A 25,697-nucleotide genomic window follows, 5' to 3' on the forward strand; every position below is an offset into this window, starting at 1 on the left:
GGCGGAAAATCGCTGGCCCGGCGGCCTGTGTGACAAAGAAAAGACTAGTCAGAAACCGGGCTTTTGCCTCCTATTCCGCCGCAACAACATCATAACCGGGGGCGGACGACGAACATGGGTCAATTGGGGGCACGGGCAGGGTTGCTGTCGATGGGAAGCGCGTTTGCAGTAGCGCTAATGCTGGCGACACCGGCTGCGGCGCAAAGCACGACGGGCAATACCACTGATCCGGCGGCGACACCGACGGGCGCCGAGACCCCGGTCGCGCCAGCCAACACCAGCAGCGGCGACGATGGGTCGAACGAAGTGGTCGTCACCGGATCGCGCATTCGCCGCGATCCCAACAACAGCCCGCTGCCGCTGCAGATCATCACCACCCAGGAACTGGCGCGCGAGGGCATTTCCAATCCCGAGCAGTTGATCAGCTACCTCAGCACCAACGGCAACGGCGCCGACAATCTCGCGTCCAACTCGGACGTCGTGTCGGGCGCGCAGCGCGGTACCAACGGGCTGTCGTCGGCCAACCTGCGCGGGCAGGGCAGCGCTTCGACCCTGGTGCTGCTGAACGGCCGCCGCGTCGCCGCCCACGGGCTTCAGGGCTCGGCGGTGGACGTCAACCAGATCCCCTTCGCGGCGATCGAGCGGGTCGAAGTGCTCAAGGACGGCGCGTCGGCCATCTACGGCACCGATGCGATCGGCGGCGTGATCAACTTCATCACGCGCAAGGATTATCAGGGCCTCGGCGTCCAGGGCTTCGCCGATGTGACCGAAGCGGGCGGCGGCAACATCTACCGCGTCTCGGGGATCGCCGGCTACGGCGACCTCAATGAGCAGGGTTTCAATATTATGGGCGCGGTGGCGTATAGCTCCAACCGCATCCTGCGTGGCTCGCAGCGCGATTTCGTCAACGGCAACCAACCCGAGCGCGGCCTGTCGATCGATACGCGCGGAACGCCGATCGCGACCATCTTCAACACCGCCATCACCGCCCTGCAGGCGCCGACTGGCACGCTGACCCAAGGGCTGACGCTGACCCTTCCGAACGGTGCCAACGGGGCCGGCGGCGGGATCAACATCCTCGACCTGCCGGGCGGCGCGGGCTGCGACTCGGTCGATGGCGGGATGGCCTATGACGAAGTGCTGTGGGCCAATGCCAGCGCGCAATATGCCTGCGCCTGGGACACGGGCCGCGCCGCCGTCATCCAGCAGCCGATCGACACGCTGACCTATTACACCCGCGGCGTGGTGCGGGTCGGTGGCGGCCACGAGATCTTCGCCGAAGTCACCGGGTCGAGCGCCGACAGCTCCAAGCAATTCTCCAACGCGCAGGTGTCGGGCAACACCACGAACAGCCCGTTCTTCTATCCGCTGAATGCGCTGACCACGTCGACCTACAACGACGTCTTCAACCGGCTGAAAGCGGCCTTCCCGGCCAGCGCCGCCGCGCTCGACGGACGCTACGGACGGCCGATCGCCTTCCGCTGGCGCTGCATCGCCTGCGGTCCGCGCGAATATCAGACCAGCACTGATACCATCCGCGCCACGGTCGGCGTCGACGGTCCGCTGTTCACCGGCTGGGATTATCGCGCCGGCGCGTCCTATGCGAAGAGCGAAAGCAAATCGGTGTTGGGGTCGGGTTATTATTATCGCGGCACCTTGGCCAACGGCACCTACGATCCGGCGGCGCCGCAGGCCGCGGGTGCACCGGCAGGCTTCCGCGGCCTGGTCGGGGCGCTCAATAGCGGCCTGCTCAATCCGTTCAGCCTGACCCAGACCGAAGCCGGCCTTGCCGCGCTGGAATCGGTTTCGGCCGAAGGCGCGACGCTTTATGGCGGCCAGTATGAGGTGAAGCAGTTCGACGGCTCGCTGTCGGGTCCGCTGTTCGACCTATTCGGCAACCGGGTGCAGGCGGCGGTCGGTGTCGATTATCGCCGCGAAACCTATTCGTTCAATGGCTCGGATGCAGGCGCCGCGACCGCGCCCGTCATCTTCCTGGCGGCGTTCGACAACGTCAACGCGCTGACGCCCAAGAAGCGGACGGTGAAGGCGGCCTATGCCGAAGTGCTGGTACCGCTGGGAAACCGGTTCGAAATCACCGGCGCGGTGCGGGTCGACGATTACACCGGCTTCGGGACCACCACCAATCCCAAGATCTCGGCCAAATTCCGCCCGATTGATCCGGTGATGTTCCGCGGCTCGTACAACACCGGCTTTCGGGTGCCGTCGTTCAACCAGATCTTCAACGGCACCACCATCTCGCCCAACCCGGGCAATACTTTGGTGGACCCGACGCTCTGCCCGCAAGGATCCGTCAACGGTCCGCAACCGGGCTGTGCGCCGATCACTCCGGATTCGCTGACGGGCGGCAATCTCGCGCTCGGGCCGGAAACCAGCAAGCAGTGGACCGTGGGTGTAGTGATCGAGCCGGCGCGGCAGTTCAGCCTGGCGCTCGATTACTGGAATATCGCCGTCGACGACACGATCGGGTCGATCACGCTGACCCAGCTCCTCGCCAACATCAACGCCTTCCCGGCGCGCATTGCGCGGACCAACGGGATCATCACCGGGGTCGATCTTCGCACCGGCAACTTCGGCTCGCGCCGGACCGAGGGCCTGGAAGTCGCCGCCCGCGCGGGTGCCGACCTGTTCGGCGGTCAGCTGACGGCGGGCCTCGACGGCACGCGGATCCTGACCAAGAAGGAAAAGCTGCTTCCGAACCTTGCCTACACCGATCTCGTCGGGGTGTTCAGCCTGACCGGCGACCTCGGTCTCAAGTGGAAGCACAATGCCTTTGTCGGCTTCCGCACCGGGGCGTGGAATTTCACCCTCTCGCAGATCTTCCGCAACGGTTATCGCAACTTCGCGCTGCCGGGCAGCGCCGCGCGGCCGCTCTACAATCCGCGGGTCAAGGATTACGTGATCTACAATGCGGCGGTGAGCTGGGAGCCGTGGAAGGACCTGCGCCTGACTGCGGGCGTCAAGAACCTGTTCGACAAGGATCCGCCGTTCGCGATCACCTACGACAGCAACACCGGCGCGGGCTCGAGCTGGGAGCCGCGCGTGGCCGACCCGCGCGGGCGGGCGTTCACGCTCAATCTCGACTGGAAACTGTTCTAAGTCACCGGATGCAGGGGGAGGAGGGCTCGGCCGGTGGCCGGGCCCTTTTTCTTGTCTAGCGCAAGTTGGCGGCGAACCATTCCTCGATCGCCTTGAAGGCCGAGCGGCCGGCGGGCGGGTCCTTGCCGTTGTTGGCGGCGACAAAGGCGATGCCGGTCCGGCGCACGGGGTCGAACCACAGGCCCGAGCGGACGCGATAGGCTTCGCCGGCGTGGCCGAGGAGGCGGCGCCCGGTGCCACTGAGGTCGTCGCGGCAGTTGGTGCCCGGCGCGGGGATAAGCTGAATGGCGAGGCCGTAGGAGCAGTAAAATCCTTCGTCGGTGGCCCCATTGTTGCCGTTGAACGTCCACGCCGGGCTGGTCATCGCGCGGATGCTTGCCGACGACAGGAATGCGCGCCCCGCATGCCTGCCGTCGTTCAGCAGCATCCGGCCGATCACCGTCAGCCCAGCGGCGGAGATGCGCAGGCCACCTTGCGGCGAGAAGAGCGCGCCATTGGTGCCGGGTACATAGTCATCGAGGGTGCATTCGACGCCCGGTTCGACAAACACCGGACAGGCCGGGCGCTTGCCGCGCAGATCGTCGAGGATCGCCGAGCCGTCCTGGTCGTAGAGCACGACCGCTTTGCCTGCGGCGGAATCGCTGCAGGTCGCCCAGTTGAAGCAGGCGTCGAGGCCGAGTGGCTCCAGCACCTCCGCGCGGGCGACGCGGTCGAAGCGCTCGCCCGTCGCGCGCTCGATCACCGTTCCGACGAGACCGAAGTTGAGATTGGAATAGCGAAAGAAACTGCCCGGCGCGTGATCGGGATCGAATGAGCCGGCGTCCTCGGCCTGGGGGCGGATCGCCTTGCCAAGGCGGACGACGTAATTCTCGCCATTGTCCTGCACGCTGCCGGTGTGGCTGAGCAGCATGCGCAGGGTGATCGGGCGATCGGGAAATGCGGAATTACGCAGGCGCCAGCCGAGCCAGGTCGAGACGTCGCGGTCGAGGTCGAGCTTGCCCTGCTCGACCAGCCTTAGGACGGTGAGCGCGGTGACGATCTTGGAGACCGAGGCGACGCGGATCGGATCGTCGGGCGTGATCTGCCTCCCGGTGACGCGATCGGCGATCCCGCCGGCGCCCGACGCGCGGATCGCGCCAGCATCGAAGCGTGCCCAGGCCCAGGCGACTTCGGGCGGCGGGGCGTAAGGGGCGGAGCGTTCGGCGGTCATGCAGCCGGCCAGCGGCAAGGCCACGAGCGCGAGGAGGGCACGGCGGGTCACGCCACCGGCGCTTCGAGCAGGCGGATGGTGCCCGCGTCGGCGTCGATCTCGGCGCGGCAGCCGACCGGCAGGCTGAACTGATTGTCGATGTGGCCGAACATCGCGCCGGTGTAGACGGGTACGCCGAGCGGGGTGAGGTGCTGGGCGAGCACTTCGTCGAGCGTGAACAGGCTGGTCGAGCCGTCCGACGGCTTGCAGTTGGTGCATTGCCCGAACACCACGCCGGCGACCCGGCGCAGGATTCCGGCCTGACCGATCTGCGTCAGCATGCGGTCGATCCGGTAGGGCGCTTCGTCGGTGTCCTCGAGAAACAGGATTGCGCCGCTGAAGTCGGGCAGCCAGGGGGTGCCGACGAGGCTGGTCAGCACGGTGAGATTGCCGCCGAGCAGCTTGCCGCTCGCCTTGCCCGGGCGCAGCGTTTGGGTTCGGCCTTGGCGCTGCACCAGCCGGTCCTGCTCGGCGATCGGGTTGCGATAAAGCGGCAGCTTGCCGTCGAACGCCAGGTCGCGAAAGGCGGCATAGCTGTATTTGCTCCAGCTGCTCCCGGCAGTCGGTCCGTGAATAGTCGGGAAACCGGCGCGGGCCTGGATCGCGAGGTGCAGTGCGGTGATGTCGCTGAAGCCGACCAGCAGCTTGGGATTAGCGCGGATGGTCGCCCAGTTGAGATAGGGCAGCATCCGCTGCGAGCCCCAGCCGCCGCGCAGCGCCATGACCGCGTTGACGCTGCGATCGGCAAAGGCGGCGTTCAGGTCGGCGGCGCGGTTCTTGTCGGTTCCGGCGAGATAGCCGAAGCGGTCTTTCCAGTGCGGCTGGGGGACGGGCACCAGCCCCATCGCGACCATCGCTTCGGTGACCAGCTGGAAATCGAGCTGGTCGGCGTAGAAGCCAGCCGGAGCGACTAGCGCCACCCGGTCGCCGGTGCGCAGGCGCGGGGGCTTGGCGCGTGAGGTTGCGGCGGCGGGCAGCCGGGCGGGGAGGGCCATCGCCGCTCCCACCGCGCCGAGGGCTGCAAGGGCTTCACGTCGCTGCATGCTGATCATGGGCGGCGAGGATAAGCAGGCGGGCCGAGAGTGCAACCGAGCGCGGGGCTGCTAGGATGGCGGCGTGATGTTGCCGACTGTCCGCCGCGCATGACCGCCGACGTCCTCGTGCTGGGCGCGGGCGTGGTTGGCGTGGCGACCGCCGAAGCGCTGATGCGGCGCGGACTGTCGGTGATGCTGGTCGATCGCGCCACCGGACCGGGGGCGGGCGCGAGCTTCGCCAATGGCGGGCAGCTAAGCTATTCCTATACCGACGCCCTGTCCTCACCGAGCCTGCTGAAACGCCTGCCCGGTATCCTTGCCGCGACCGATCCTGCCTTTCGCGTCGCGAAGCGGTTCGATCCCAATTATCTGCGCTGGTGCCTCGCTTTCTTTGCGCAAGGCCGGGCCGGGCGGTTTGCGGCCAACAGCCTCGCCGGCTTGACCCTCGCGCTTCGGTCGCGGGCGTTGATGGAAGAGTTGCTCGGTCGCCTGCCGCTTGAGTTTGCGCATCAGGTGCCGGGCAAGCTGCTCTTGCACGAGGAGGCGGCCGCCTTTCGCGCTGCCAGCACTATTGCCGCGGCGAAGCGGGAGCGCGGGATCGAGGTGCGGGCGCTGTCGCCGGACGAGGCGGTTGGGGTGGAGCCGGCGCTGGCATCTGTCGCAGGCCGACTTGCCGGCGCCATCTTTGCGCCGGGCGATGCGGTCGGCGACCCGCATCTGTTTTGCCTGGCGCTGGTCGAGAAGCTGCAGCAGCAAGGATTACAGACCCGTTTCGGCGCGACCGTCAAGCGGATTGAGGGGTCAGCCGAGCCCGCGCTTCACCTGACAAGCGGCGAGCGCATCGCGGCACGGTACCTCGTCGTCGCGGCGGGTCCGCAAGCGGCAACGCTCCTCCGCCCGCTCGGCTGGCGCGTGCCGATCATGCCGGTGCGAGGGCACTCGCTGACCCTGCCGCCGGGAGAGCGAGCGCCGCGGGTCAGCATTACCGACGTCGCCCGCAAGCTCGTCTTCTGCCGGCTTGGCGAGAAGATCCGGATTGCCGGATTGGCCGATGTCGGGTTTGGGAGCCGCGCGGTCGATCCTGTTCGGCTAGCGGCATTGCGCGAGGCAGCCCGGCAGAGCCTGCCCGAAGCCGCCGACTATGCGGTTGGGGGCTACGCGTGGGCCGGCCTACGACCCGTCACCCCCGGCAGCCTGCCGATCGTCGCGCGGCGCGGTGCGATCACCGTCAATGTCGGCCACGGCGGCCTCGGCTGGACCTATGCGCTCGCCACGGCAGAGCGCGCCGGGAAGCTGGTCGGGCAGGACAATTGAAAATGGGGTTGGCCAGCTCAGCCGTGGTGCTCCACAGACGACAAAGATGGGCACTCACATCATTGGGCAATTTCTCTCGCGCGACCCTTATTCACGCGATGAAGATGCACCTCTCTCTTTTGCATAGTGTCGATAGCGCAGAAAGTGCTCAATCTTCTCAAGGCAATGCAGGTTAATGCTGCGCGCAATCGGCTAATGATGTAAAGTCCGGCAGACCGGTTCGCTTGGGGGAGTGACAGTGATTCTGTTGTCGGCCTTGGCTTTTATCATCAGCACCGTTCCCGAGACCGACTTCGGTATTCGCCCGGTCAGGGCCGAGGTGTTATCTGTCCGGCCTGTCATCAGGAATACCGAGCAAAGCATGGGCGATTTCCGCCTTTCCTCGGCGGCCAGCTTTGTCGCTCAGTTCGGGCGGGTCACCAGTCTGAAGCGGTCGCCCGATCACAATCGCCGGGTCGGCGGGGCGTCGAACAGCTGGCACCTGCACGGCCGCGCCGTGGACGTGGTGCGCTCTTCAGGCGTGAGCCATGCAAGTCTTGCCGCCTCTCTTCGCCAGCGCGGCTATCATCTCCTCGAATCGCTCGACGAAGGCGATCACAGCCACTTTGCGTTCGGTAACGGCTTACGCGTGGCTCCCCGCCGGAGCGGCGCGGAGCAGATGGCCGAGATCAAGCGCGAGGCGGACTATTTCCGCTTCATCGAGGTGCCTTCCCCCCGCCAGCAAAGCCGCAAGTCAGCGCTTCGTTGACGTCGATGGCGCGGCAAGCGCGAGATTGTTGGCGGCCCGCGTAAACCAGAATTCGCTCTGTTCGAGAGCTCCTGCAAAGGCCGCTTGCGCTTTTTCGTTCTGGCCAGCCTGAAGTGCGAGAACGCCCGCGTCGTTCAGCCGTGCTGCAAAGGACAAACTGCTTTCCCCTTCGCGGCGGCGGGGAAGGTCGGCAGCGAGCGCCGAGGCCGCGAGTTCGAGGTTCGCCTGTATCCGCTTGTCGTCCGGGGCCAGCGCGGCCGCCTTGCCGATCAGCCGATGCGCTTCCGACCACTGGCCGCGCAAGAGCAGCGACCAGCCAGAATTATTGACAAGCTGCGGCGAGGTCGGATCGAGCTTCAGGCCGTGCCGATAGGCGGCGTCCGCGGCCGACCAATCCTCTCGCCGGTCGGCAAGAACGCCGCGAAGGCTGAACAAGCGCGGTCCCGCATCGGGCAAGGCGGCGCCGGAATCGAGCAACGCCATGGCCTCCTTGTCATGGCCTTGCTTCAACGCGGCGATGGCAGCCTGCTCGAAGAGATTGCCGCTTCGCTTCCCGCCGAGGATGAGCGCCTGGTAACGCGCCGTCGCTTCGGCCCAGCGTCCTTCGGCAAAGGCAAGATCGGCAAGCAGGTGATCGAGGGCTGGTCCCGAGGCCCCTTCGCCCATGGCCTTGCGGACCATCTCCCGCGCCTGGATGGGCCGGCCTTGCCGAAGGGCGTGCCTCGCCTCCGCCACCTCATCGACGGTGGGCGCCGAGACCGCGAGCAACAGGGCAAGGGCAAGCATCAGCTACGCTTGGCGGAGGCCGCATCGCGGCCCAGCCGCAAGACGATGCGATCAAGGGTCTCCGTTTGCCGCGTCACGACCGGAATCCGCAGCTGTCGCGCCAATCGTTCGCCAGCCTTGGCCAAAGCGGCGGGGTAGAGCAGCTCAGTCCGCTCGAGCGCATGAGTGCCATTGGCGATTGCGATCTTCGACCAACCGAGCTTCTGCAAGTACAGGCGGGCGCGTGCCGCCGCGCCATCGGTCGAGCCGGCGTTGTGGATGGTGAGTTTGACGACTGGTGCGGCAGCCATACGCGAAGAGGGTTTCGCTGGCATCGCAGAACCCTTTGCGGCCATCACAGGCAGCGGTTTCCAGTGGGGCGCCTTGCCTGTGACCAGCAAGGTCTCGCCAAGGGCGGTCCGCTCCAGATAGGCGGCGCCGCGCGGCGAGTGCCGCTGTGCGAGGGGCGCGTGCGAGGCCGCGAAGGAAACGCCGCCAGCGGACAGCAAGGAGGCGCCAGCCTTGCTTGCCGCCAGGATGCTTTCCGCCAGCGACGGTCCTGGGGCCGCGGCCTTGCCAGCCTGAAGAGTTCCTTCGCGCCGCACCTGCGCCGCTTCTTGGGTTGCCCCGGCACGAGTTAGCGACTGGGCAAAGGCGGCAAGGATCGTCTGATCACGCGGCTGCAGCGCCAGCGCCTTTTCAAAGGCCGAGCGCGACAGGTCGTTGCGGCCCATCAGGTCATAGCAATTCGCCATGCCGACCAGCGAGGCGGCGTTTTCCGGATCTTCGCGCAAGGCCCGGCGAAATCCCTCCAGCGCCAATGCGACGTTGCCGAGGGCGAGGTGCCCGTTGGCTTCGGCGATCCGAAACGAAGCCGGATGAGCGCCCGCCGCGAGCGCGGTCGGAAGCGGCCTGACGGCCACGGTCCGGTTCGCGCCGCACGCCGGCAGAAGAAGAACCGCGGCGAGCGGTAGCGCCGGTGTCTTCATCAGCTTGCCCCCTGCATCGCTGGAATGATCGTGCGAATGACCCGAATGGCCGCCGGCAGCATCAGCACGCCGATCATCACCGGAAGCATGCAGGCGACCAGCGGGATCGACAGCAAAACGGGAAGGCGATGCGCCTTCTCCTCAGCGCGCATGCGACGTTTTTCGCGCATCTCGGCGGCGTAGATCCGCAGGGTTTGGCCGACCGACGAGCCGAGTTTGGTCGACTGGATCAACAGGGTCGAAAAGGCTCGTATCTCGTCCACCCCGGCGCGGTCGGCAAGACGGCGAAGCGCATCCTCGCGGCTTCGTCCGGCCCTGAGTTCGAGCACCAGCTGGCTCAATTGTTCTGCGATCAGCGGATGGGAGTGAACCATTTCCTGACCGACCTTGGTGAAAGCGGCTTCGAGCCCCAATCCGGCCTCGACGCACACCAGCATGAGGTCGAGGGCATCGGGAAACCCGTTCACCAGGGCCTGCCGGCGGCGATCGCCTTTGGCCCGCACCACCAGGGCCGGGACGTAAAGCCCGAGCAAGGCCGCGATCATCGCCTGCACGTACAGCGCGATCATGCCGGCCCCGTCGGCGGCCATCCAGTGCACGAACAGCACGAGGGCAGGGAGGAGGACCACCAGCATCAGCCGGACCAGCGTGTAAACGCGCGGCGCGACCGGATTGCTGAAGCCGGCCGCCGCGAGTTTCTGGCGAAGCTCCCGGTCGTTGGTGTCGGCGAGGCTGAGACCGGAGCGCTCGACCCTTTCGATGATCTTGTTCCACGCGCTTCGCGTCTGATCCCCGCGAAGGCTGTGGCCTTGCGCCAGGACGGAAGGCAGCGGTCCTCCTGCGGGTTCAAGCCGCCTGCGCAGATCACGCCGTGCCGATGTCCAGTTCACCATCGCATAAGCGGCCGTGCCCACCGCGGAGAACAGCAGCACCAGCAGGCTGATGCGCGCGATCGGGTTTTGCGCCAGAAGTTCGAGCATCGCCTAGACCTTCAGATCGACCATGCGCCGGATCGTGACGAACCCGATGCAATACAGGAGGACTAGCGCCGCGAAGCCCGGCACGAACATCGGATCGTCGGCCACCTGCAGGTAGAATTTGGCATTGAGCAGGAAGAGCCCGCCGAACGTAAGGACCGGCAGAAGGGTCAGAATGACCGCCGTCATGCGCCCTTCGCTCGACAGCGCGCGCACTTTCATCAGCATGGAGTGGCGATCGCGGATCACGCGTGAGAGATTTTCCAGGATTTCGGCCAGGTTGCCGCCGGTCTCATGCTGCACCGACAAGCTGACCACGAACATGCGCATGTCGTCGAGGTCCCAGCGTTCGGCCAGCGCGGCGAGGGAATCGCGAAGCTCGGCGCCATAGGTCACTTCGTCGACCACGAGCCCGAATTGCGATCCGATCGGATCGGGCATTTCCACCGTCAATAGGTCGAGCGCGGCGGCGACCGGATGCCCCGCACGAAGACCCCGAACGAACACATCAAGCGCAACGGGAAATTGCTCCTGCATCTTCTTGCGCCGCGCCTGGGCCCGGCGGCTCAGCAGCATCAGCGGGATCAGGGAGCCGACGACCGCAGCGAACGTGCCGACCAGCATCAGCCGTCCGAAACCGATCGGCGCGCCGGCCGCAAGCATGGCCAAGATGATGACGGCCATGACCAGCACCGGTGCAAGCACGATCAGGGCCAAGAGGCGGCCCGTCGGGATGAGAAGCCCGGCGGCGAGCAATGTCCGCTCGAGCTTGCGGACGATCGCCTGGAACGGGGCGGGGACCTTGCCGACCATATCCAGATTGTGCCGCCGCAGCGTGCTCATCGTATCGGCGCGCGACACGCCGTGGCTGATCATCCGCAGACGCTGGTTGACCGACCGGTCCTTGCTGCGCGACCGCAGATAACCGCCAAGCAACACCTCGACGACGAGGAGCACGGCGGCGAACACCAGCACCAAGATCAGCACGCGCAGCAGATCGTCGGTCATGGCTCGAAGCTCACTTCGGGCCGGAACAGATCGGGCGACAGCATGATGCCGTGGCTGATGGCATCGTCGAGGAACCGCGGGCGAATACCCGTCGCTTCGAACCGCCCCAGAACCTCGCCGTCAGCCGCGCGACCGGTCTGCCGGAAGCGGAAGATTTCCTGCATGGTCACGACCTCGCCTTCCATGCCGGTGATCTCCGACACGCTGATGAGGCGGCGGCGGCCGTCTGACAGGCGCACCAGTTGCAGGACGATATTGATCGCCGAGGCGATTTGCGCGCGGGCCGAGCGGGCCGGAATGTCGATGCCCGACATGCCGATCATCTGTTCGATGCGGGATACCGCGTCGCGCGCGGTGTTGGCGTGGACGGTCGTCATCGACCCGTCATGGCCGGTATTCATCGCCTGCAGCATGTCGAAGGCTTCGCCTGCGCGGACTTCGCCGACGATGATCCGGTCGGGCCGCATGCGAAGCGCGTTCTTGACGAGGTCGCGCTGAGCAATCTCGCCCTTGCCTTCAGTATTGGGCGGGCGCGTTTCGAGCCGCGCCACATGCGCCTGCTGAAGCTGCAGTTCGGCGCTGTCTTCGATGGTCACGATGCGTTCGCGGCCGTCGATATAGGCCGACATCGCATTGAGCATGGTCGTCTTGCCGGACCCCGTGCCCCCTGAGATGAGCACGTTGCGGCGCGATTTGACGATCGCCTGCAGCACTTCGGCAATTGCCTGGGGAACCGATCCGATCTCGACCAAGCGGTCCATCGAAATCGGCACCTTGGCGAACTTGCGGATGGACAGCAGCGGGCCGTCGATGGCGAGCGGCGGGACCACCGCATTGACTCGGCTGCCGTCCGCCAGCCGAGCGTCCACCAGCGGCGAGCTTTCATCCACCCGCCGGCCGACCGCCGAAACGATCTTCTGGATGATCCGGATCAGATGCCGGTCGTCCTTGAATCGCGCAGAGCTCGCTTCGAGCGAACCGTAGCGTTCCACGAAGATACGGTTGTGACCGTTGACGAGGATGTCGGTAATCGTCGGATCCTTGAGCAAGGGTTCTAGCGGACCCAGGCCCAGCAATTCATCAAGGACGTCATCAACCAGTTGCCGCCGTTCGATCTGGTTCAGCGCATGGTTCTGCTTGGCGATTTCTTCCTGGATGAGCTCGCCGATCTCATCCTCGATCTGCGCGCGCGACATGCTTTCGAGCGCGGCCAGGTTGATGAGGTCGAGCAGCCGCTGATGAAGCTCGACCTTGAGTTCGGTGTTGGAATCGCGGTTCGCGAACGCGCCGGCATCGCCGACATTCATCAGCCGCCGTTCGGCGAACGGGGCAACCCTCGCTTCTTCCGGCGCCAGCGCTGCCGCTTCCGCCGGTGCGGCCTGCTGTTCCCTTTTGCGTATCTGCCACATCGCTCAGCGCTCCAATCCGAGAAGGGAGACAAGCGCCTTGTCGAGGCGGTCGAGATCGCTGCCGAACGCACTCTTGCGCTTGATTTCGTCGACCGTGACCCCGCGCTCGATCGCGCCGGTCACGGTGGCCGGATCGTTGGCCACGGTGAAGCGCGCGTCGCGGTTCAGCACCTTGGTGACATCCGCCTGCTTGACCGACCCGAACAGGCTCTTCTCATAGCGGTTGATGACGATTTCGAGCGGAACGTCACCGAGATCCTGTTCGTGCAACAGGTCGAGCTGGCGACGCGCCTGGCGCAACCCGACGACGCTGAGATCGGCGATCATCAGGATGAGGTCGGACCGGGCCGCCAGCGACAAGGACCAATGCGTCCAATTCGCGGGAAGATCGACGAAAACGGTATCGTAAGCGCGCTGGGCACGCTCCACGACACCCAGGATCTGGTCATTGTTAAGCGCTTCGAGGGGCAGCATTTCCTCGGGCGCCGACAGCACCGCCAGACCGCTCGGATGCGGTGTCGCGATCGAGCGCAACAGTTCGCCGTCGAGCCTGGCACCCGCCCCGATCGCATCCGTGAGACTGAATTTTGGATTGAGGCCGAGCTGAAAGGCGACATCACCGAACTGCACGTCGAGGTCGATCAGACAGGCATGGCGCCCGGCGGCAGCTTCGCGGGCAGCGAAACGGCAGGCAAGCTGGCTCGCGATCGCCGTCGCTCCGCTGCCGCCGCGTGCCTTGCAGAAGGTGATCAGGCGAGACGACCCGGCAAGCGACTGCACATCCTTTTGCTGAACCTGTGCGGCAAGCGGAGCGAGAGACGCTTCAAGATCGCCTAGCGACAACGGGAGCGGAAGAACGTCGTGGGCGCCGCTGCGAAGGAGCGACCGGACCAGGGCGAGCGGCGGCTCAAAGGCGGCGGCGATCACCGGCGTGTCGCCGGCGGTGGCGACCAGTCGCTCGAACCGTTTCAGCGATGCCGGCGAATCCGCATTGACCTGGACCACGGCGACCGCGGCGCGATTGAGATCGGCCGCGTCGATCCAGTCGGACACCGGAACGATGCTGAGCGCTAGCGGCAGGCCAAGCACGCGCGCGCCCAACAAGGCGCCAACGTCGCCTTCAGCCGCGCTCAGATATAGGTGGACTTCAGCCTCTCGGCCCTGGAGCCGCCAGGCCCTGACTGTTTCCTGCTGGTTCATGACGGTCACGTCTTCGTCCTCGCCCAAGATGCCGCCGCGGTCGCAGCGCCCGTCGCAGCATGCCTCTCGGGGGAATGGCGTGGAACAGCCGTGATGGCTGCTGTTCTAGTTTGACCCATTGCAATCTCCGGTGACCGAGCATTCCCCATCTTCCATCGTCAGCGAGGCCCGGACCGACGGCAGCGGCAGGGTTCCTCCGAACAGGATGATGGGCGAAAAGCTGAGCCCGCTCACTTCAACGGTGGTCAGCGGCGAGACGTCAGGACCGGTCGGATTGCCCGAATAGCCAAGACCGACATTGGTGTAGGTCACCGTAACATTGGCTGGTTGGACCCGCCCGTCGAAGCGCTGCATCCAGCTCACGATGTTTCCGAACGCGGTCGAATCGTGATCGCTGGTGGCCTCGCCCGAGACCTCGCAGGCGGCATTGTCGCAGACCGCCTTTTCGAACACATCGGATGGCACCGGGTCGCCGCCGGGAATGGAGAAGTCGCCGACGAAATCGGTGTTGATGACGCTCGCCACCGGATCGCTGACCACCGCATAGCGAACGCCCATTTGCGTTGCTTTCTCGGCCTGGTTCAATTCCCACATCAGCCGGCCGACATCGATGATCCCGAACAGGAACAGGATCAGCAGCGGAACAACGAGCGCGAATTCGGCAGCCGTGGCGCCGGTTTCGGATCGGAACAGGGTGGCGCGGCTCATATCCCGACCACCGGTGCCTGGTTGGATGCCGTGACGCTCAATCCGGCGAAGTCGAGCCCGATCAGCCTCGCCAGCGGTTGATACGGTACCGTTGCGGAAACGGTGACATAGGGGACGTCGTCGCGGCCATTGTACAGTCCGGCATAGGTACGAACGCCGTCCGCATCGGCCTCGTTGTCATGGCATTCGATGGTGACCGCGATGGTGCTGTCGTCGGTCCAGTAGGACAGGCGCGGGCGGCTGGTGTCGGTGACGGCGGGTTCGCCCAGTCGGACCTGGTTCTTGATCGCTTGTTCGTTCACCGCCGCATCGTCGCACGGCATGCTGGCAAAGTTCTGCCGGGCGGCAAACCGCGCGCCATCGCGGACGGCCTTCACCACCACATGTTCGTCGAGAAAGAATTTGCCGGTTTCCAGCGCGCCGAACATCAGGATCAACAGCAAGGGCGTGACCATCGCCATCTCGGCGGCGGCGGCGCCGCGCTCACACGCAAGAAAGCGCCCCAAAACCTTCATCAGCGCACCAGGAACGGCGTGTCGCGCCGGATCACCTGTGCCGACGCCCCGCCCGCTTCGACTTCACCGATGACTTCGAGATAGATTTCATTGCCCCCGTCGCCATTGCCGCGAGCCGGGCTCGATCCCGGTTCGACCAGGAACATGTTGACCCATTTGCCGACCTCGACGGGCCGCGACGAACCGCGCAGCGACGAGCAGTTGCTGGCCACGGCGACCTGAAGCACGCGACGGTCCCGCGCCGGATCGGGGGTCGTCATGTTGCAGACCGGTTGGCTGTGCTGCTTGTCCGTGGCGCTTCCCGCCGGCGCGAAATAGCTGTTTTCGATCTCCCACAGGTAGGTTTCGTAGCGCGTCATGGTGGCGGCGTTGCGGCTGGGATCGGTCGAACTCGTCGGGATGCGGCCTGCGTGATACTTGTTGAAATAGTCGCCGCGTGCCCAGGCACCGTTCCCGAACCGGCCACCGGTGCAGGCCGAATTGTAGCTGGTGTAATGGCAATTATCGCGCGGCAGGCCCATCGCCTGCGGCGCTGACGAGCGCGACGTGTCGTGGATGGGGGTCAGCGCGGTGTCGGTCGCCAGCTTGGCGCGCGGCCAGAAGCGCTGGGTCGCATCGGGAAGATGCCACGCATCGTTGGAATCGTTGTGGCCATTGCGAACTCCGCAGCTCGCCCCGTCCTTCTTGATATAATCCTTGGTGACGTTGAGCGCGGGCGGGCACGAACTGCCCAGGCATGGCGTCAGGACGTTCCCCGCACCGCCGCTCATGCCGTACATGTCGAAGCGGGTATTCAGGGCGACAATCGCCGGCGCCGGTTGACCCGCATCGACCGGCTGCTCGCTGTTGATTTCCTGGCATTGGAAGACCGGATTTTCGAACGCCATCCCGATCTGTGTCGAGCCGGCATCGTTCGGACCGATGAAGCCGAAAGCGCCCGGTGCCCAGTTCGGGCCGGTGTTCGACACCGCCCGGATACCCACGCCGCGAAGGGCGTTCCAGTCGGTCGAGGCGCTTCCGCTGGGCGGGCATATCATCAGCGGCGGAACCTTGCACAAGGCGGTACCGAGCCCGGCGCGGGCCCGCGCCGACAAGTCCCCGGAAGAGAGCAGCCCGACGATCGGCGTCAGGGCATAATTGGCACGCCGGCTGTCCACCGTGACCTGGACATACCTGGCTTCGGTGACATTTTCCGCCGGTGTTTCCGCGCGCTTGTCGAGGAAGAAGCGGACGCTCGCGGCGTCGTCGTCGGTGATCCCCTCGCCGTCGCTGTCGCAGACACCGGAATCGGCGATGGTGACCGGCAATCCGTCGCCGTCATTGGCCATCCGGGTCTGATTGGTCACGACCTCTCGCGCGGCCGCGACGGCACGGGTGCAGGCGCCGGCTTCACCGTCGAGCTGGCTTGCCGCCGCAAGCGCGGCCTGGTCCGCCGCATTCTGCAATTCGGTATCGAGGGTCGCCATGCGGGCATAATCAAAGGCCAGTCCTCCCGCAGTGATCAGGCCGACGAGCGATAGCGCGACGACCGAGGCCGTTGCCGCCGTTTCGTCCGACCCTAAGCGCTTCAGAGTTCGAAGCACCGCTTCACCCCCTATTGCGGCCCGTTGCCGCCGCCGGAACCGCCGCCGCTGCCGGTCGACGTCTGAACCCGCTCCACCTGTTTGACTTTGTCGGTGCGATAGCGCTGGCTCGCCCCCGCCGCTTTGGCACCGTCGCTGCCAGCTGGCATCGCGTCCGCGGGGTAAGCGGGATCCGGATTGACGATCTGCGCCGCCTTGTTCCAGGCGACCGCCTCACCGAAGCTGCGATCGACCGATCCGGTGCGGGGATCCACCGTATTGCACCCCGCCGTCAGCAGCAGCACGGCCGCGACGCCGATGGACCTAAAGGACATGGCCGTAATCCCCTTCAAAGCCGATTGGTCCGGCGGGTGCCTGCCTGGCCGCCATGCCGCCCGCGCCTGCACCAGTGGTAGGCGGCGGATTGTTAACCCCGACATCCGGCGCCGGCCCCACGCCGGTGTCGGTGCGCCCGAGGAAATAAAGGTCGGCGGGAGCAGGTGGCTGAACCCGGTCGGTCGGCGCCTTGAGACCGCCCGCGAGCACCGGACGCACCAGCCGCGGCGTGACGATGATCACCAGTTCGGTTTCCTCGCGCTGAAAGCCGCTTGACCGGAACAGAGTACCGATGATCGGCAGTGAGCCGAGCAGGGGCACCTGGCGGATGGTGTCCTGGAAATCCTTGCGGATCAGCCCGGCCATGGCGAAGCTTTCCCCGTCGCGCAGTTCGACGACCGATTTGGCCCGGCGGGTCTGCAGCCCCGGGACGCGAAGCCCGTTGATGATCACCGACGCCGAAGGATCGATCGAACTTACCTCCGGCGCGACCACCAGGTTGATTACCCCATCTGCCAGCACCGTCGGGGTAAAGGCGAGGCTGACCCCGAACGGCTTGAATTCGACGGTAATGGCGCGGCTTCCGTTGGTGTCGGTGCCGCCGCCACCGTTCCCCTGAACCGTGGGAATGGGAAATTCGCCGCCGGCCAGGAAATTGGCGGTCTCACCCGACAAAGCGATCAAGGTCGGCTCGGCGAGCGTGGTGATCGCGCCTTTGCGCTCCAGCGCGTCGAGAGTGAGGTTGAAATTGGTCCCGAACGCCCGGAACGTCCGCGAAACAATGCCGAAGCTGTCGGTGATCGCGCCGAGCGTCGGCGGGCCCGATCCCACCAGCCCCGCGCCGCCCCCGATCGCGCCGGTCAGCTTGCCGGCATCCGAACCGACAAAGGTGCTGACCCCGATCTGCTGCAGCGCCGATCGTTTTACCTCGGAAAATCGAACTTCCAGCATGACCTGCTGCGACGATCCGACCGACAGCAGGTTGACCACTTTGCCTGGGGCATAGGTGCTGGCCAGCTGCACCGCACGATCGGCGGCAGGGCCACTCGGGACGATGCCTTCCAGCACGATCGAATCGTTGGAAAGCCGCGCTCCGATCTGGCTTGCGGGGATGAGCTCGGACAATTGGCGGCGCAGACCCAGCACGTCGGGGCCGACAGCCACGTCCATTACCGCGATCAGGCTGTTGTTGCGATCGTACAGGGTAAGGCTGGTCGTGCCGGTCTTCTTGCCCAGGACATAGAGCGAGCTGCTGGTCAGCGGCAGCACGTCGGCGATTTCCGGATTGCCGATCAGCGCCTTGGCAAAGGGACGGTCGGTCCTGAGCACCTGGCTTTTGGCGACCGGTACCACCAGTTCGCCGGCGTGCATGCCATCGGCCGCGCTGACCGAGGTGACCTGTGCCGCCACGGGGCTTGCGCCCAGCAGCAGGGCGACGGTTCCGACCGCCGCGAGCAAAGACTTAACGGCCACTGATGCCCCCCACTTCATAGCTGGTCGCCGCCGTCCCCCTGACCACGTCGACACTGTTGCGGACCGGTGCCGGCGCGGGCGTCGCGGCCGGACGCGGCGCAGGCCGGCGCGGCGCCGGTGCCGGCGCGCGCTGCGCCACCCGGGTCCAGCTGGGCCGTGCCGGCTGCGCCAGCGCGGTCGCGGTCATCGCGCCGCTATAGGTGCCGGCCAACACGCCCGAGCGCAGATCGTCGAGGCTGACGGTCTGGACGCTGCCCAGCCCGTCCTGCTCACCCGGCTTTCGCAGCACGAGGCTGAGATCGCCGACCTGCTGGCCGAGCGCGAGTTTCTGGGCATCGACCGGCGACACTTCCAGCGTCGCGGTCTTGGCCACCGCGGGCTTGCCCGTCTCGTTCTTGGCGCGCTGGCCCATGGCGATGACCCGGGTGTTCTGCAGCAGGACGTCGGTCACCTGCTGGTCGCGCTCCCCGCGGCTGATGCGGCGGGTGATGAGAACGTCGACGCTGTCGCTCGGCTGGATAAAGCCGGCAACGCCCGACACGTCGTTGATGCGAACCGATACCGCGCGCATGCCGTCGGGCAGCAACGCGGCGATCGAGGCGCCCTGGCCCTTGCCCGAAATCTTGCTCGCCAGGATGACTTCGTTGGCCGCCATCGGCGCAATGACCACGCGGCGGTTCTTGGGATCGGTGAGCTCGGCGGCGCTGCGAAAGCTGCCGGCCGGAAGCGCGTCGGTGGGATAATTGATGAGCCGGATCATCTCCGGCTTCAAATCCTGGCCAAACTCCAGCGGGACATTGGCGACGGCGACCTTGGTCATGCCGTCGGGCGTCTGCGCGTTACGGCCGGAGAGAAGGTAGGTGTTGGCCAGGAATACGGCGACGAGCCCAAGGACAAGGGCAACGCCTAAAGCGATAACTGACTGTCGCTTCATCTGACAGGCCCCCCGGAATGTTTACTTCACGGCAGAAAATGGCCCCCGCGCCTCGCGGAAACGGGGGCCAAGAAAACTTACCTTACGCCGCCGGAGTGGCGCCATCGCGACAGATGCTTTCATCCGCGCCATCAGGATCGGCGCAAATCCTGTCGCCAGCGCCATTCATTGCCCGGCTCACTTCGCCACCGAGGAATAGAGCGGCTGCCGCAATGCCGGTGCCGACGATCGCGAGGATCAGCGCATATTCCGCCGCCGAGGCGCCGGATTCGTCACGAAGCATGTTGATGAACGTCATTGGAAAAATCCCCTCTTCAAATGGACGTCCACATCCGGACGCCTCCCAGACAGCGTCGCGTCTTGGCGAAGGGATTTTGAGGCAGTCTGGTGCTGGGCAACGAAACCCTGATGCCCCCCGGCTCCAGATTGCCAAGAGCACCCCTGGGCCCGCTCGGCTGCGTTAAGAAGGTCTTAACCAACTCATTAAGTCAACAGTATAGTTTAACCTGTGTTGCGAAACAGGTATGGCAACGAATAATGCCAAGTCTTTGACCGCGAGGAATTTTCCGGAAAATCGACGTCAGACAGATCTTTTTCTTGTTTCAAATGTGGACGACCATTCAGGGGCAAAAGTCTGTCTTTTTGGCGAGAAAATGAAACGGACTGACAACGACTCGCCTGTGCGACTCAGCGCGGGACCCTGTGCCGAAACGTGACGTTCACTCGCGTCGAGAGCAGCAGATACGGCAGCCAAAGACCGGCGCTGATCATTACTTTGGTAAGATTGCCCTGAAGCAGGTCGTGCAACGCCGCTGCCACGCCCGGCGGCACGTCCGTTGCCATCACGGTACGCGCGATCAGCATCTGCGCCGCGATGTCCGCGATCCAGACCATTGCCAGAAACCGCGGAAACATCGGCGACCGTCGCAGCGCCATCGCAAAGGCGATCACATAAAGGCTGCTGATGATCACCACGTCCATCGTCATCGCGTTGTGCAGCACTGCCAGCCAGCCGGGCACCGCCGGTGGGATCGCCGGCATGGTGACCAGATATTCGACGGCGCGAACGGGGACGTTCAGAAGCATGCCGATCAGCAGGCTGACCATGATCCCGCTGGTGCCGTGAAGAGGATGCCGGCTCGCTTCGGCCGGCGTGACGTCGCGCCAGCGCCCGATCCGGGCCAGCCGAATGCGCGGTTGCGGCATCGCCGGGCCCTCCGCAAACCAGCGCAAGGCAAGGAAAAAACTGGTGACCGGCGCGCAGATCAGAAGGAGGTAGGGCGCGACGCTGATCGGTTGCACCGATTGCAGCGGACTGATCGCGATCCTGAGCGCCGCGGCGGCGGCTATCGTACCCATCCACCACAGCGCAATTCGGCCGAGGTTGCCCTCCAACCCCGCGAGCAGCGTCAGCGACCGGGCGTGAAGCTTGCTCTGAGTGTGCCGCACCAGCGGATGGTGAAAGAATTGCACGTGGCGGTTCCGATCACTTTTAATCAACCGACCTTGTGCCCACCAACCCTTGCATCGTGGTTAATGCTGTATCAGCCTGGCAGTTCCTTCGCCGTCAGGAAGGGCTTCGTGCGGGAAAGGAATGAGGCCAAGCGGGCCTTCAGGCCATCTCAATTCGAGATGAGCTCCTCCGCAATCGAACCTGTCGGAAAATGGTGCCCAGGAGAGGACTCGAACCTCCACGCCCTTGCGAGCGCCAGCACCTGAAGCTGGTGCGTCTACCAATTCCGCCACCTGGGCACAGGAGCTATTCGCGAGAAGTCTCGCCGGTAGGAGGGCGCCTCTAGGGGGAGGGGGAAGGGGCTGTCAACAAGCTTTCACGTGCCTTGTCGCAGGAAGCCCGCAAGGCTAGGGCAGCGCCCATGACGGCGAACGACTGGCAGCAGCGGATCATCACGGTTTTCGGCGGCGGCGGCTTTATCGGTCGCTATGTCTGCGAAGCCCTGTTCAAGACCGGCGTCCGGGTCCGCGTGGCCCAGCGCACCCCGCGCGATGCTTTCTTCCTGCAGCCGCTCGCGGCGGTCGGGCAGCTCGATCTCGTCCGCGCCGATTTCACCCGTCCCGACAGCCTGGAAGCGGCGATCGAGGGGGCGTGGGGCGTGATCAATCTCGTTGGTGCGTTCGGCGGCAAGCTCGGCACGCTGCATGGCGAGACGCCGGGCCGGATCGCAGAGCTGGCGGCTACGAGGAGTGTCGAAAGCCTGGTCCACATCTCGGCCATCGGCGTCGCCAAGGACAGCGCGTCGCTCTACAGCCGGACCAAGGCCGAGGGCGAGGACAAGGTGCGCGCCGCCTATCCCCAAGCCACCATCATTCGCCCAAGCGTGGTGTTCGGGCAGGAAGACGAGTTCACCAATCGCTTCGCCGGCATGAGCCGCCTGCCGCTGGTGCCCGTGCTCGGCGGCAAGACCCGTTTCCAGCCGATCTACGTCCGCGACCTTGGCGCCGCGATCGCCAAGGCGGCTCAGAACCCCGGCGCGTTCGGCGGCAAGACCTTCGAGCTTGGCGGACCCGACGTGCTCACCATGCACGAACTCAACCGCGTGATCGCCGAGGCCGCCGGCCGGAGCCCCGAGCTAATCGACCTGCCGGACTTCGTCGGGGATGTGATGAGCCGCTTCGGCTTCCTCCCCGGCGCGCCGATCACCCGGGACCAGTGGATCATGCTGCGAAAGGACAATGTCGCGAGCGGCCCGGGGCTCGAAGCCTTCGGTATCCAGCCGACCCCGCTCGCCGCCGTGGCGCCCGACTGGCTCGACCGCTTCAACGAAGGCGGCCGCTTCGCCAGCCGCCGCGCCCAGGCGAGCGTCGGCTAAGCCTTCATGCCGATACTCTGGCTGGTCATCATCCTCGGCGTCGTCGAGGGCCTCACCGAATATCTGCCCGTCAGTTCGACCGGGCACCTGATCCTCGCCACCGAACTGCTCGGTTTCGACGCCACCGACTGGGAAGCGTTCAACGTCGCGATCCAGCCGGGCGCGATTTTCGCCATCGTGGTGCTTTACTGGCGGACCTTCTGGGATGTGTTCACCGGCCTGTTCCGCAAGGAAGCCGGCGCCTGGCGCTTCGTTCGCAACCTCGTCGTCGCCTGCGTCCCCGCGGTGGTACTGGCGCTCTTGTTCGGCGATCAGATCGAGAAATTGCTTGGCAATGCGGTGGTGGTCTGCTGGGCGCTGATCATCGGCGGCGTCGCGATCCTGATCCTCGAAAAGGTCGTTCGCCCGAAGGAATGCAACGGCGTCCAAAACCTATCACTCAGGCAATCGGCGCTGGTCGGCGCGGTGCAGTGCGTGGCGATGATCCCGGGTGTCAGCCGCTCGGGCGCGACCATCCTTGGCGCGATGGCCTTGGGCGTCGACCGCAAGACTGCGGCGGAATTCAGCTTCTTCCTCGCCATGCCGACCCTGTCGGGCGCGACGGCCTACTACTTGCTCAAGCACCACGACCGGATCGAGCCGGCGATGGTCGGCAACATCCTGATCGGCAGCCTGGTCAGCTTCGTGGTCGCGATCGTGGTGGTGAAGCTGTTTGTTGCTTTCGTCACTCGCCACGGCTTCGCGCCCTTCGGCTGGTACCGGATCGTGGCGGGGGCCGCGGCGCTGACCTGGCTGACGCTGCGCTGAACCGCCGTTCAGGCAGGCTTAGGGTTAAGCTGCTATAGAGCCGTCAGATTCGCTTCACAGCCGAGGACATTGTCATGCGTAAATTGCTTTCGCTCGCGCTGCTGGCCGCCGTTGCTACCCCTGCCGCCGCGCAGGTCGCGCCGCGCCCGCCCGAGCCGCCGCTTTATTCGGACCCCGCCTACGCTCAGCTTCCGCCCGAAATCGTCAACGGCGGCGCGATCGATCAGATCGGCAACATGGTCGGCGCCGTGACTCGCGCGCTGCTCGACTTGCCCGTGGGTGAACTCGAAGCCGCGGTCGAGAACCGCCCGGTGACCCGCCAGGATCGCCAGCGCACCGTGCGCTCGGTCACCGGCACCGACGAGCGCGAGGTCGCCTCCAGCATCGAGCAGAGCAAGGGCGCGGTGGTCGCCGGCGGCCGGGCCATGGCCCGCACGCTGCCCGTGATCCGCGAGGCTTTGAACAAGGCCGGCGAGGAGATCGAGCGGGCCACCGCCAATGTGCCGCAGCCGGGCTATCCGCGCCGCTGATCGCGCCTTCGAGGCATAAAGAAAGGGCCGCCCCAGCATCTGCCGGGGCGACCCTTTCTCTTTCAGGCGGCTACCTCTTAGGCGGCGAGCTGATCGTCCTCGTCGTCGATCATCACCGGGCCGCTGTCCTGGCCCTTGGCCGAAACGTCGCGGTCGACGAACTCGATGATCGCCATCGGCGCGGCGTCCGACAGACGGATGCCGGCCTTGACCACGCGGCAGTAACCGCCGCTGCGGCCCGCATAACGCTCGGCCAGCACGTCGAACAGCTTCACCAGCATTGCGTCGTCGAGCAGACGGGCGTGGGCGAGACGGCGGTTCGACAGGCCGCCCTTCTTGGCGAGGGTGACGAGCTTCTCGGTATAGGGACGAAGCTCCTTCGCCTTGGCGAGGGTGGTGGTGATCTGCTCATGCTTGATGAGCGCCGCCGCCATGTTGCGGAACATGGCCGCGCGGTGCGCCGAGGTCCGCTGCAGCTTACGATGGCCAACGCGATGTCGCATGATGTTCTTCCTTCTTTGTTCGTCAGGACCCCGTTCAAGGTAGGCCCAGCCAGGCGGTGAATGAGGGCACCGCCCTTACCCTGCTGTGCCCCGGCCGAAGCCGGGGCAGGGGCCTTAGCCGAGCATTTCCTGCTCGAGCTTCTTGGCCATCTCTTCGATGTTCTCGGGCGGCCAGCCCGGGATGTCCATGCCGAGGCGCAGACCCATCGAGGCCAAGACTTCCTTGATCTCGTTGAGGCTCTTGCGGCCGAAGTTCGGCGTGCGGAGCATCTCGGCCTCGGTCTTCTGAACGAGGTCACCGATGTAGATGATGTTGTCGTTCTTGAGGCAGTTGGCCGACCGGACCGACAGTTCGAGCTCGTCCACCTTCTTGAGGAGGTAGCGATTGAGCTGATTGGTGTCGGTGGTTTCCGGCATCGCGCTGCCGCCCGCCATCGGCGTCGACGACGAAGGTGCCGCTTGGCCGATCATCGGCGAGGCCGAACGATAGCTCTGGTCGTCAAAGCCGACGAACAGGGCAAGCTGGTCCTGGAGGATGCGCGCGGCATAGCCGACGGCTTCTTCCGGGGTCACGGTGCCGTCGGTTTCGACGGTCAGCGTCAGCTTGTCATAATCCAGTTCCTGGCCCACGCGGGTGTTTTCCACCTTGTAGGCGACCTGGCGCACCGGGCTGTAGAGCGAGTCGATCGGGATCAGGCCGATCGGCGCGTCGAGCGGACGGTTGTTGGCCGCCGCGACATAGCCCTTACCGACGTCCGCGGTCAGTTCCATGTTGAGCGTCGCCCCCTGGTCGAGATGACAGATCACGAGATCGGGGTTGGTAATCTCGATGTCGCCCGAGGTCTGGATCTGGCCGGCGGTAACCGGGCCCGGGCCAGTGGCGGTGAGGTGAAGGCGCTTGGGACCTTCGCCTTCGAACTTCAAAGCGACCTGCTTGGTGTTGAGCACGATGTCGGTCACGTCCTCGCGAACGCCGGCGAGGCTCGAGAATTCGTGCAGCACGCCTTCGATCTTGATCGAGGTGATCGCGGCGCCCTGAAGGCTGGAAAGCAGAACCCGGCGGAGCGAGTTGCCGAGCGTCATGCCGAATCCGCGTTCCAGCGGCTCGGCCACGAACACGGCCTTGCGGCGCGCGTCGCCGGCGACCTTGCGCTCCAGCGCGTTCGGCTTCTTCAGTTCCTGCCAGTTCTTTGCGTTGACGGCCATTTGTCTTCCTTGGCAGCGGGGGCCGCGTCCGGCCCCCTAGAGATACGGGGTTGGTTCGAGAAGGTCGGCGCGCCGGTTAGACGCGGCGACGCTTGCTCGGACGGACGCCGTTGTGCGGGATCGGGGTCACGTCACGGATCGAGGTGATCTGGAAGCCGACGGCTTGAAGGGCGCGAAGCGCGCTCTCGCGGCCCGAACCCGGACCCTTGACCTCGACCTCGAGCGTGCGGACGCCGTGGTCGGCAGCCTTGCGGCCCGCGTCTTCGGCCGCGACCTGCGCGGCATACGGGGTCGACTTGCGGCTGCCCTTGAAGCCCATCATGCCGGCGCTCGACCAGGCAATCGCATTGCCCTGCGCGTCGGTGATGGTGATCATGGTGTTGTTGAAGCTCGCATTCACGTGGGCAACGCCCGCCGAGATGTTCTTGCGCTCGCGGCGCCGAAGGCGCTGAGGTTCGCGTGCCATATCCTACTATCCTTGCAAA

Annotated in this window: 25 protein-coding genes and 1 tRNA gene; 6 read left to right on the top strand and 20 right to left on the bottom strand. The window is 65.6% G+C overall.

The window, feature by feature from the left end; all coding sequences use genetic code 11:
* Nucleotides 1-114 precede the first annotated feature (114 nt).
* On the top strand, nt 115-3,117 hold the full coding sequence (locus tag V6R86_RS05390) for a TonB-dependent receptor domain-containing protein (RefSeq protein ID WP_338502745.1): 3,003 nt from the start codon (nt 115-117) through the stop codon (nt 3,115-3,117).
* A gap of 55 nt (nt 3,118-3,172) precedes the next feature.
* Here V6R86_RS05390 and V6R86_RS05395 read toward each other — a convergent pair whose 3' ends face one another.
* Together V6R86_RS05395 and V6R86_RS05400 are read right to left on the bottom strand one after the other, a co-directional pair.
* Nucleotides 3,173-4,378 (bottom strand): serine hydrolase, encoded by a 1,206-nt coding sequence (locus tag V6R86_RS05395; protein ID WP_338502746.1) that lies wholly within the window; start codon nt 4,376-4,378, stop codon nt 3,173-3,175.
* Nucleotides 4,375-5,409, bottom strand: a complete 1,035-nt coding sequence (locus tag V6R86_RS05400) for a S66 peptidase family protein (protein WP_425335942.1) — start codon at nt 5,407-5,409, stop codon at nt 4,375-4,377. The genes V6R86_RS05395 and V6R86_RS05400 overlap by 4 nt, the downstream gene beginning before the upstream one ends.
* 99 nt (nt 5,410-5,508) lie before the next feature.
* Between V6R86_RS05400 and V6R86_RS05405 the strand changes: the two genes are divergently transcribed.
* Nucleotides 5,509-6,714 (top strand): FAD-dependent oxidoreductase, encoded by a 1,206-nt coding sequence (locus V6R86_RS05405; protein WP_338502747.1) that lies wholly within the window; start codon nt 5,509-5,511, stop codon nt 6,712-6,714.
* 238 nt (nt 6,715-6,952) lie between these two features.
* Complete coding sequence (locus tag V6R86_RS05410; protein ID WP_338502748.1) at nt 6,953-7,462, top strand: D-Ala-D-Ala carboxypeptidase family metallohydrolase; 510 nt, start codon at nt 6,953-6,955, stop codon at nt 7,460-7,462.
* Here the strand turns inward: V6R86_RS05410 and V6R86_RS05415 are convergent.
* The 15 genes from V6R86_RS05415 to V6R86_RS05485 form a co-directional block, all read right to left on the bottom strand.
* Entirely contained in the window at nt 7,448-8,248 is an 801-nt protein-coding gene (locus V6R86_RS05415) for a hypothetical protein (protein ID WP_338502749.1), read from the bottom strand. The genes V6R86_RS05410 and V6R86_RS05415 overlap by 15 nt on opposite strands.
* Complete coding sequence (locus tag V6R86_RS05420; RefSeq protein WP_338502751.1) at nt 8,248-9,216, bottom strand: LytR C-terminal domain-containing protein; 969 nt, start codon at nt 9,214-9,216, stop codon at nt 8,248-8,250. Before V6R86_RS05420 ends, V6R86_RS05415 begins: the two co-directional genes overlap by 1 nt.
* A complete protein-coding gene (locus V6R86_RS05425; protein ID WP_338502752.1) occupies nt 9,216-10,196 on the bottom strand; it encodes a type II secretion system F family protein in 981 nt (326 codons plus the stop codon). Before V6R86_RS05425 ends, V6R86_RS05420 begins: the two co-directional genes overlap by 1 nt.
* Before the next feature lie 3 nt (nt 10,197-10,199).
* Nucleotides 10,200-11,201 (bottom strand): type II secretion system F family protein, encoded by a 1,002-nt coding sequence (locus tag V6R86_RS05430; RefSeq protein ID WP_338502753.1) that lies wholly within the window; start codon nt 11,199-11,201, stop codon nt 10,200-10,202.
* On the bottom strand, nt 11,198-12,610 hold the full coding sequence (locus V6R86_RS05435) for a CpaF family protein (RefSeq protein WP_425335943.1): 1,413 nt from the start codon (nt 12,608-12,610) through the stop codon (nt 11,198-11,200). Before V6R86_RS05435 ends, V6R86_RS05430 begins: the two co-directional genes overlap by 4 nt.
* Nucleotides 12,611-12,613: 3 nt before the next feature.
* On the bottom strand, nt 12,614-13,819 hold the full coding sequence (locus V6R86_RS05440; RefSeq protein ID WP_338502754.1) for a hypothetical protein: 1,206 nt from the start codon (nt 13,817-13,819) through the stop codon (nt 12,614-12,616).
* A gap of 96 nt (nt 13,820-13,915) precedes the next feature.
* Nucleotides 13,916-14,518 carry a TadE/TadG family type IV pilus assembly protein gene (locus tag V6R86_RS05445; RefSeq protein WP_338502755.1) on the bottom strand — a complete coding sequence of 201 codons (603 nt, stop codon included), beginning with the start codon at nt 14,516-14,518 and terminating at the stop codon, nt 13,916-13,918.
* Nucleotides 14,515-15,033 carry a TadE/TadG family type IV pilus assembly protein gene (locus V6R86_RS05450; RefSeq protein WP_338502756.1) on the bottom strand — a complete coding sequence of 173 codons (519 nt, stop codon included), beginning with the start codon at nt 15,031-15,033 and terminating at the stop codon, nt 14,515-14,517. The genes V6R86_RS05445 and V6R86_RS05450 overlap by 4 nt, the downstream gene beginning before the upstream one ends.
* A complete protein-coding gene (locus V6R86_RS05455) occupies nt 15,033-16,616 on the bottom strand; it encodes a pilus assembly protein TadG-related protein (RefSeq protein WP_338502757.1) in 1,584 nt (527 codons plus the stop codon). Before V6R86_RS05455 ends, V6R86_RS05450 begins: the two co-directional genes overlap by 1 nt.
* A gap of 11 nt (nt 16,617-16,627) precedes the next feature.
* A complete protein-coding gene (locus V6R86_RS05460; protein ID WP_338502758.1) occupies nt 16,628-16,930 on the bottom strand; it encodes a hypothetical protein in 303 nt (100 codons plus the stop codon).
* Nucleotides 16,920-18,404, bottom strand: coding sequence for a type II and III secretion system protein family protein (locus V6R86_RS05465; protein WP_338502759.1), 1,485 nt, complete (start codon nt 18,402-18,404; stop codon nt 16,920-16,922). Before V6R86_RS05465 ends, V6R86_RS05460 begins: the two co-directional genes overlap by 11 nt.
* Complete coding sequence (gene cpaB / locus V6R86_RS05470; protein ID WP_338502760.1) at nt 18,394-19,338, bottom strand: Flp pilus assembly protein CpaB; 945 nt, start codon at nt 19,336-19,338, stop codon at nt 18,394-18,396. Before cpaB ends, V6R86_RS05465 begins: the two co-directional genes overlap by 11 nt.
* An 82-nt stretch (nt 19,339-19,420) precedes the next feature.
* Nucleotides 19,421-19,636: a Flp family type IVb pilin gene (locus V6R86_RS05475; RefSeq protein ID WP_338502761.1), complete on the bottom strand. Its 216-nt coding sequence runs from the start codon at nt 19,634-19,636 to the stop codon at nt 19,421-19,423.
* 389 nt (nt 19,637-20,025) lie between these two features.
* A complete protein-coding gene (locus tag V6R86_RS05480) occupies nt 20,026-20,811 on the bottom strand; it encodes a DUF2569 domain-containing protein (protein WP_338502762.1) in 786 nt (261 codons plus the stop codon).
* 192 nt (nt 20,812-21,003) lie between these two features.
* Nucleotides 21,004-21,090: transfer RNA gene (locus V6R86_RS05485), tRNA-Leu, on the bottom strand.
* A gap of 122 nt (nt 21,091-21,212) precedes the next feature.
* Between V6R86_RS05485 and V6R86_RS05490 the strand changes: the two genes are divergently transcribed.
* The 3 genes from V6R86_RS05490 to V6R86_RS05500 all read left to right on the top strand — a co-directional run bounded on the left by V6R86_RS05490 (nt 21,213) and on the right by V6R86_RS05500 (nt 23,503).
* On the top strand, nt 21,213-22,166 hold the full coding sequence (locus V6R86_RS05490; RefSeq protein ID WP_338502763.1) for a complex I NDUFA9 subunit family protein: 954 nt from the start codon (nt 21,213-21,215) through the stop codon (nt 22,164-22,166).
* Nucleotides 22,167-22,172: 6 nt separating this feature from the next.
* On the top strand, nt 22,173-22,973 hold the full coding sequence (locus V6R86_RS05495) for an undecaprenyl-diphosphate phosphatase (RefSeq protein WP_338502764.1): 801 nt from the start codon (nt 22,173-22,175) through the stop codon (nt 22,971-22,973).
* Between the two features lie 74 nt (nt 22,974-23,047).
* Nucleotides 23,048-23,503: a hypothetical protein gene (locus V6R86_RS05500; RefSeq protein ID WP_338502765.1), complete on the top strand. Its 456-nt coding sequence runs from the start codon at nt 23,048-23,050 to the stop codon at nt 23,501-23,503.
* Nucleotides 23,504-23,580: 77 nt separating this feature from the next.
* Here the strand turns inward: V6R86_RS05500 and rplQ are convergent, their stop codons facing one another.
* The 3 genes from rplQ to rpsK form a co-directional block, all read right to left on the bottom strand.
* Nucleotides 23,581-24,006 carry a 50S ribosomal protein L17 gene (gene rplQ, locus V6R86_RS05505; RefSeq protein WP_338502766.1) on the bottom strand — a complete coding sequence of 142 codons (426 nt, stop codon included), beginning with the start codon at nt 24,004-24,006 and terminating at the stop codon, nt 23,581-23,583.
* Between the two features lie 114 nt (nt 24,007-24,120).
* Complete coding sequence (locus tag V6R86_RS05510; RefSeq protein ID WP_338502767.1) at nt 24,121-25,212, bottom strand: DNA-directed RNA polymerase subunit alpha; 1,092 nt, start codon at nt 25,210-25,212, stop codon at nt 24,121-24,123.
* Between the two features lie 76 nt (nt 25,213-25,288).
* Nucleotides 25,289-25,678 (bottom strand): 30S ribosomal protein S11, encoded by a 390-nt coding sequence (rpsK, locus tag V6R86_RS05515; RefSeq protein WP_029941296.1) that lies wholly within the window; start codon nt 25,676-25,678, stop codon nt 25,289-25,291.
* Nucleotides 25,679-25,697: the final 19 nt, after the last annotated feature.

The organism is Sphingomonas kaistensis, assembly GCF_036884275.1.
Lineage (GTDB): Bacteria > Pseudomonadota > Alphaproteobacteria > Sphingomonadales > Sphingomonadaceae > Sphingomicrobium > Sphingomicrobium kaistense_A.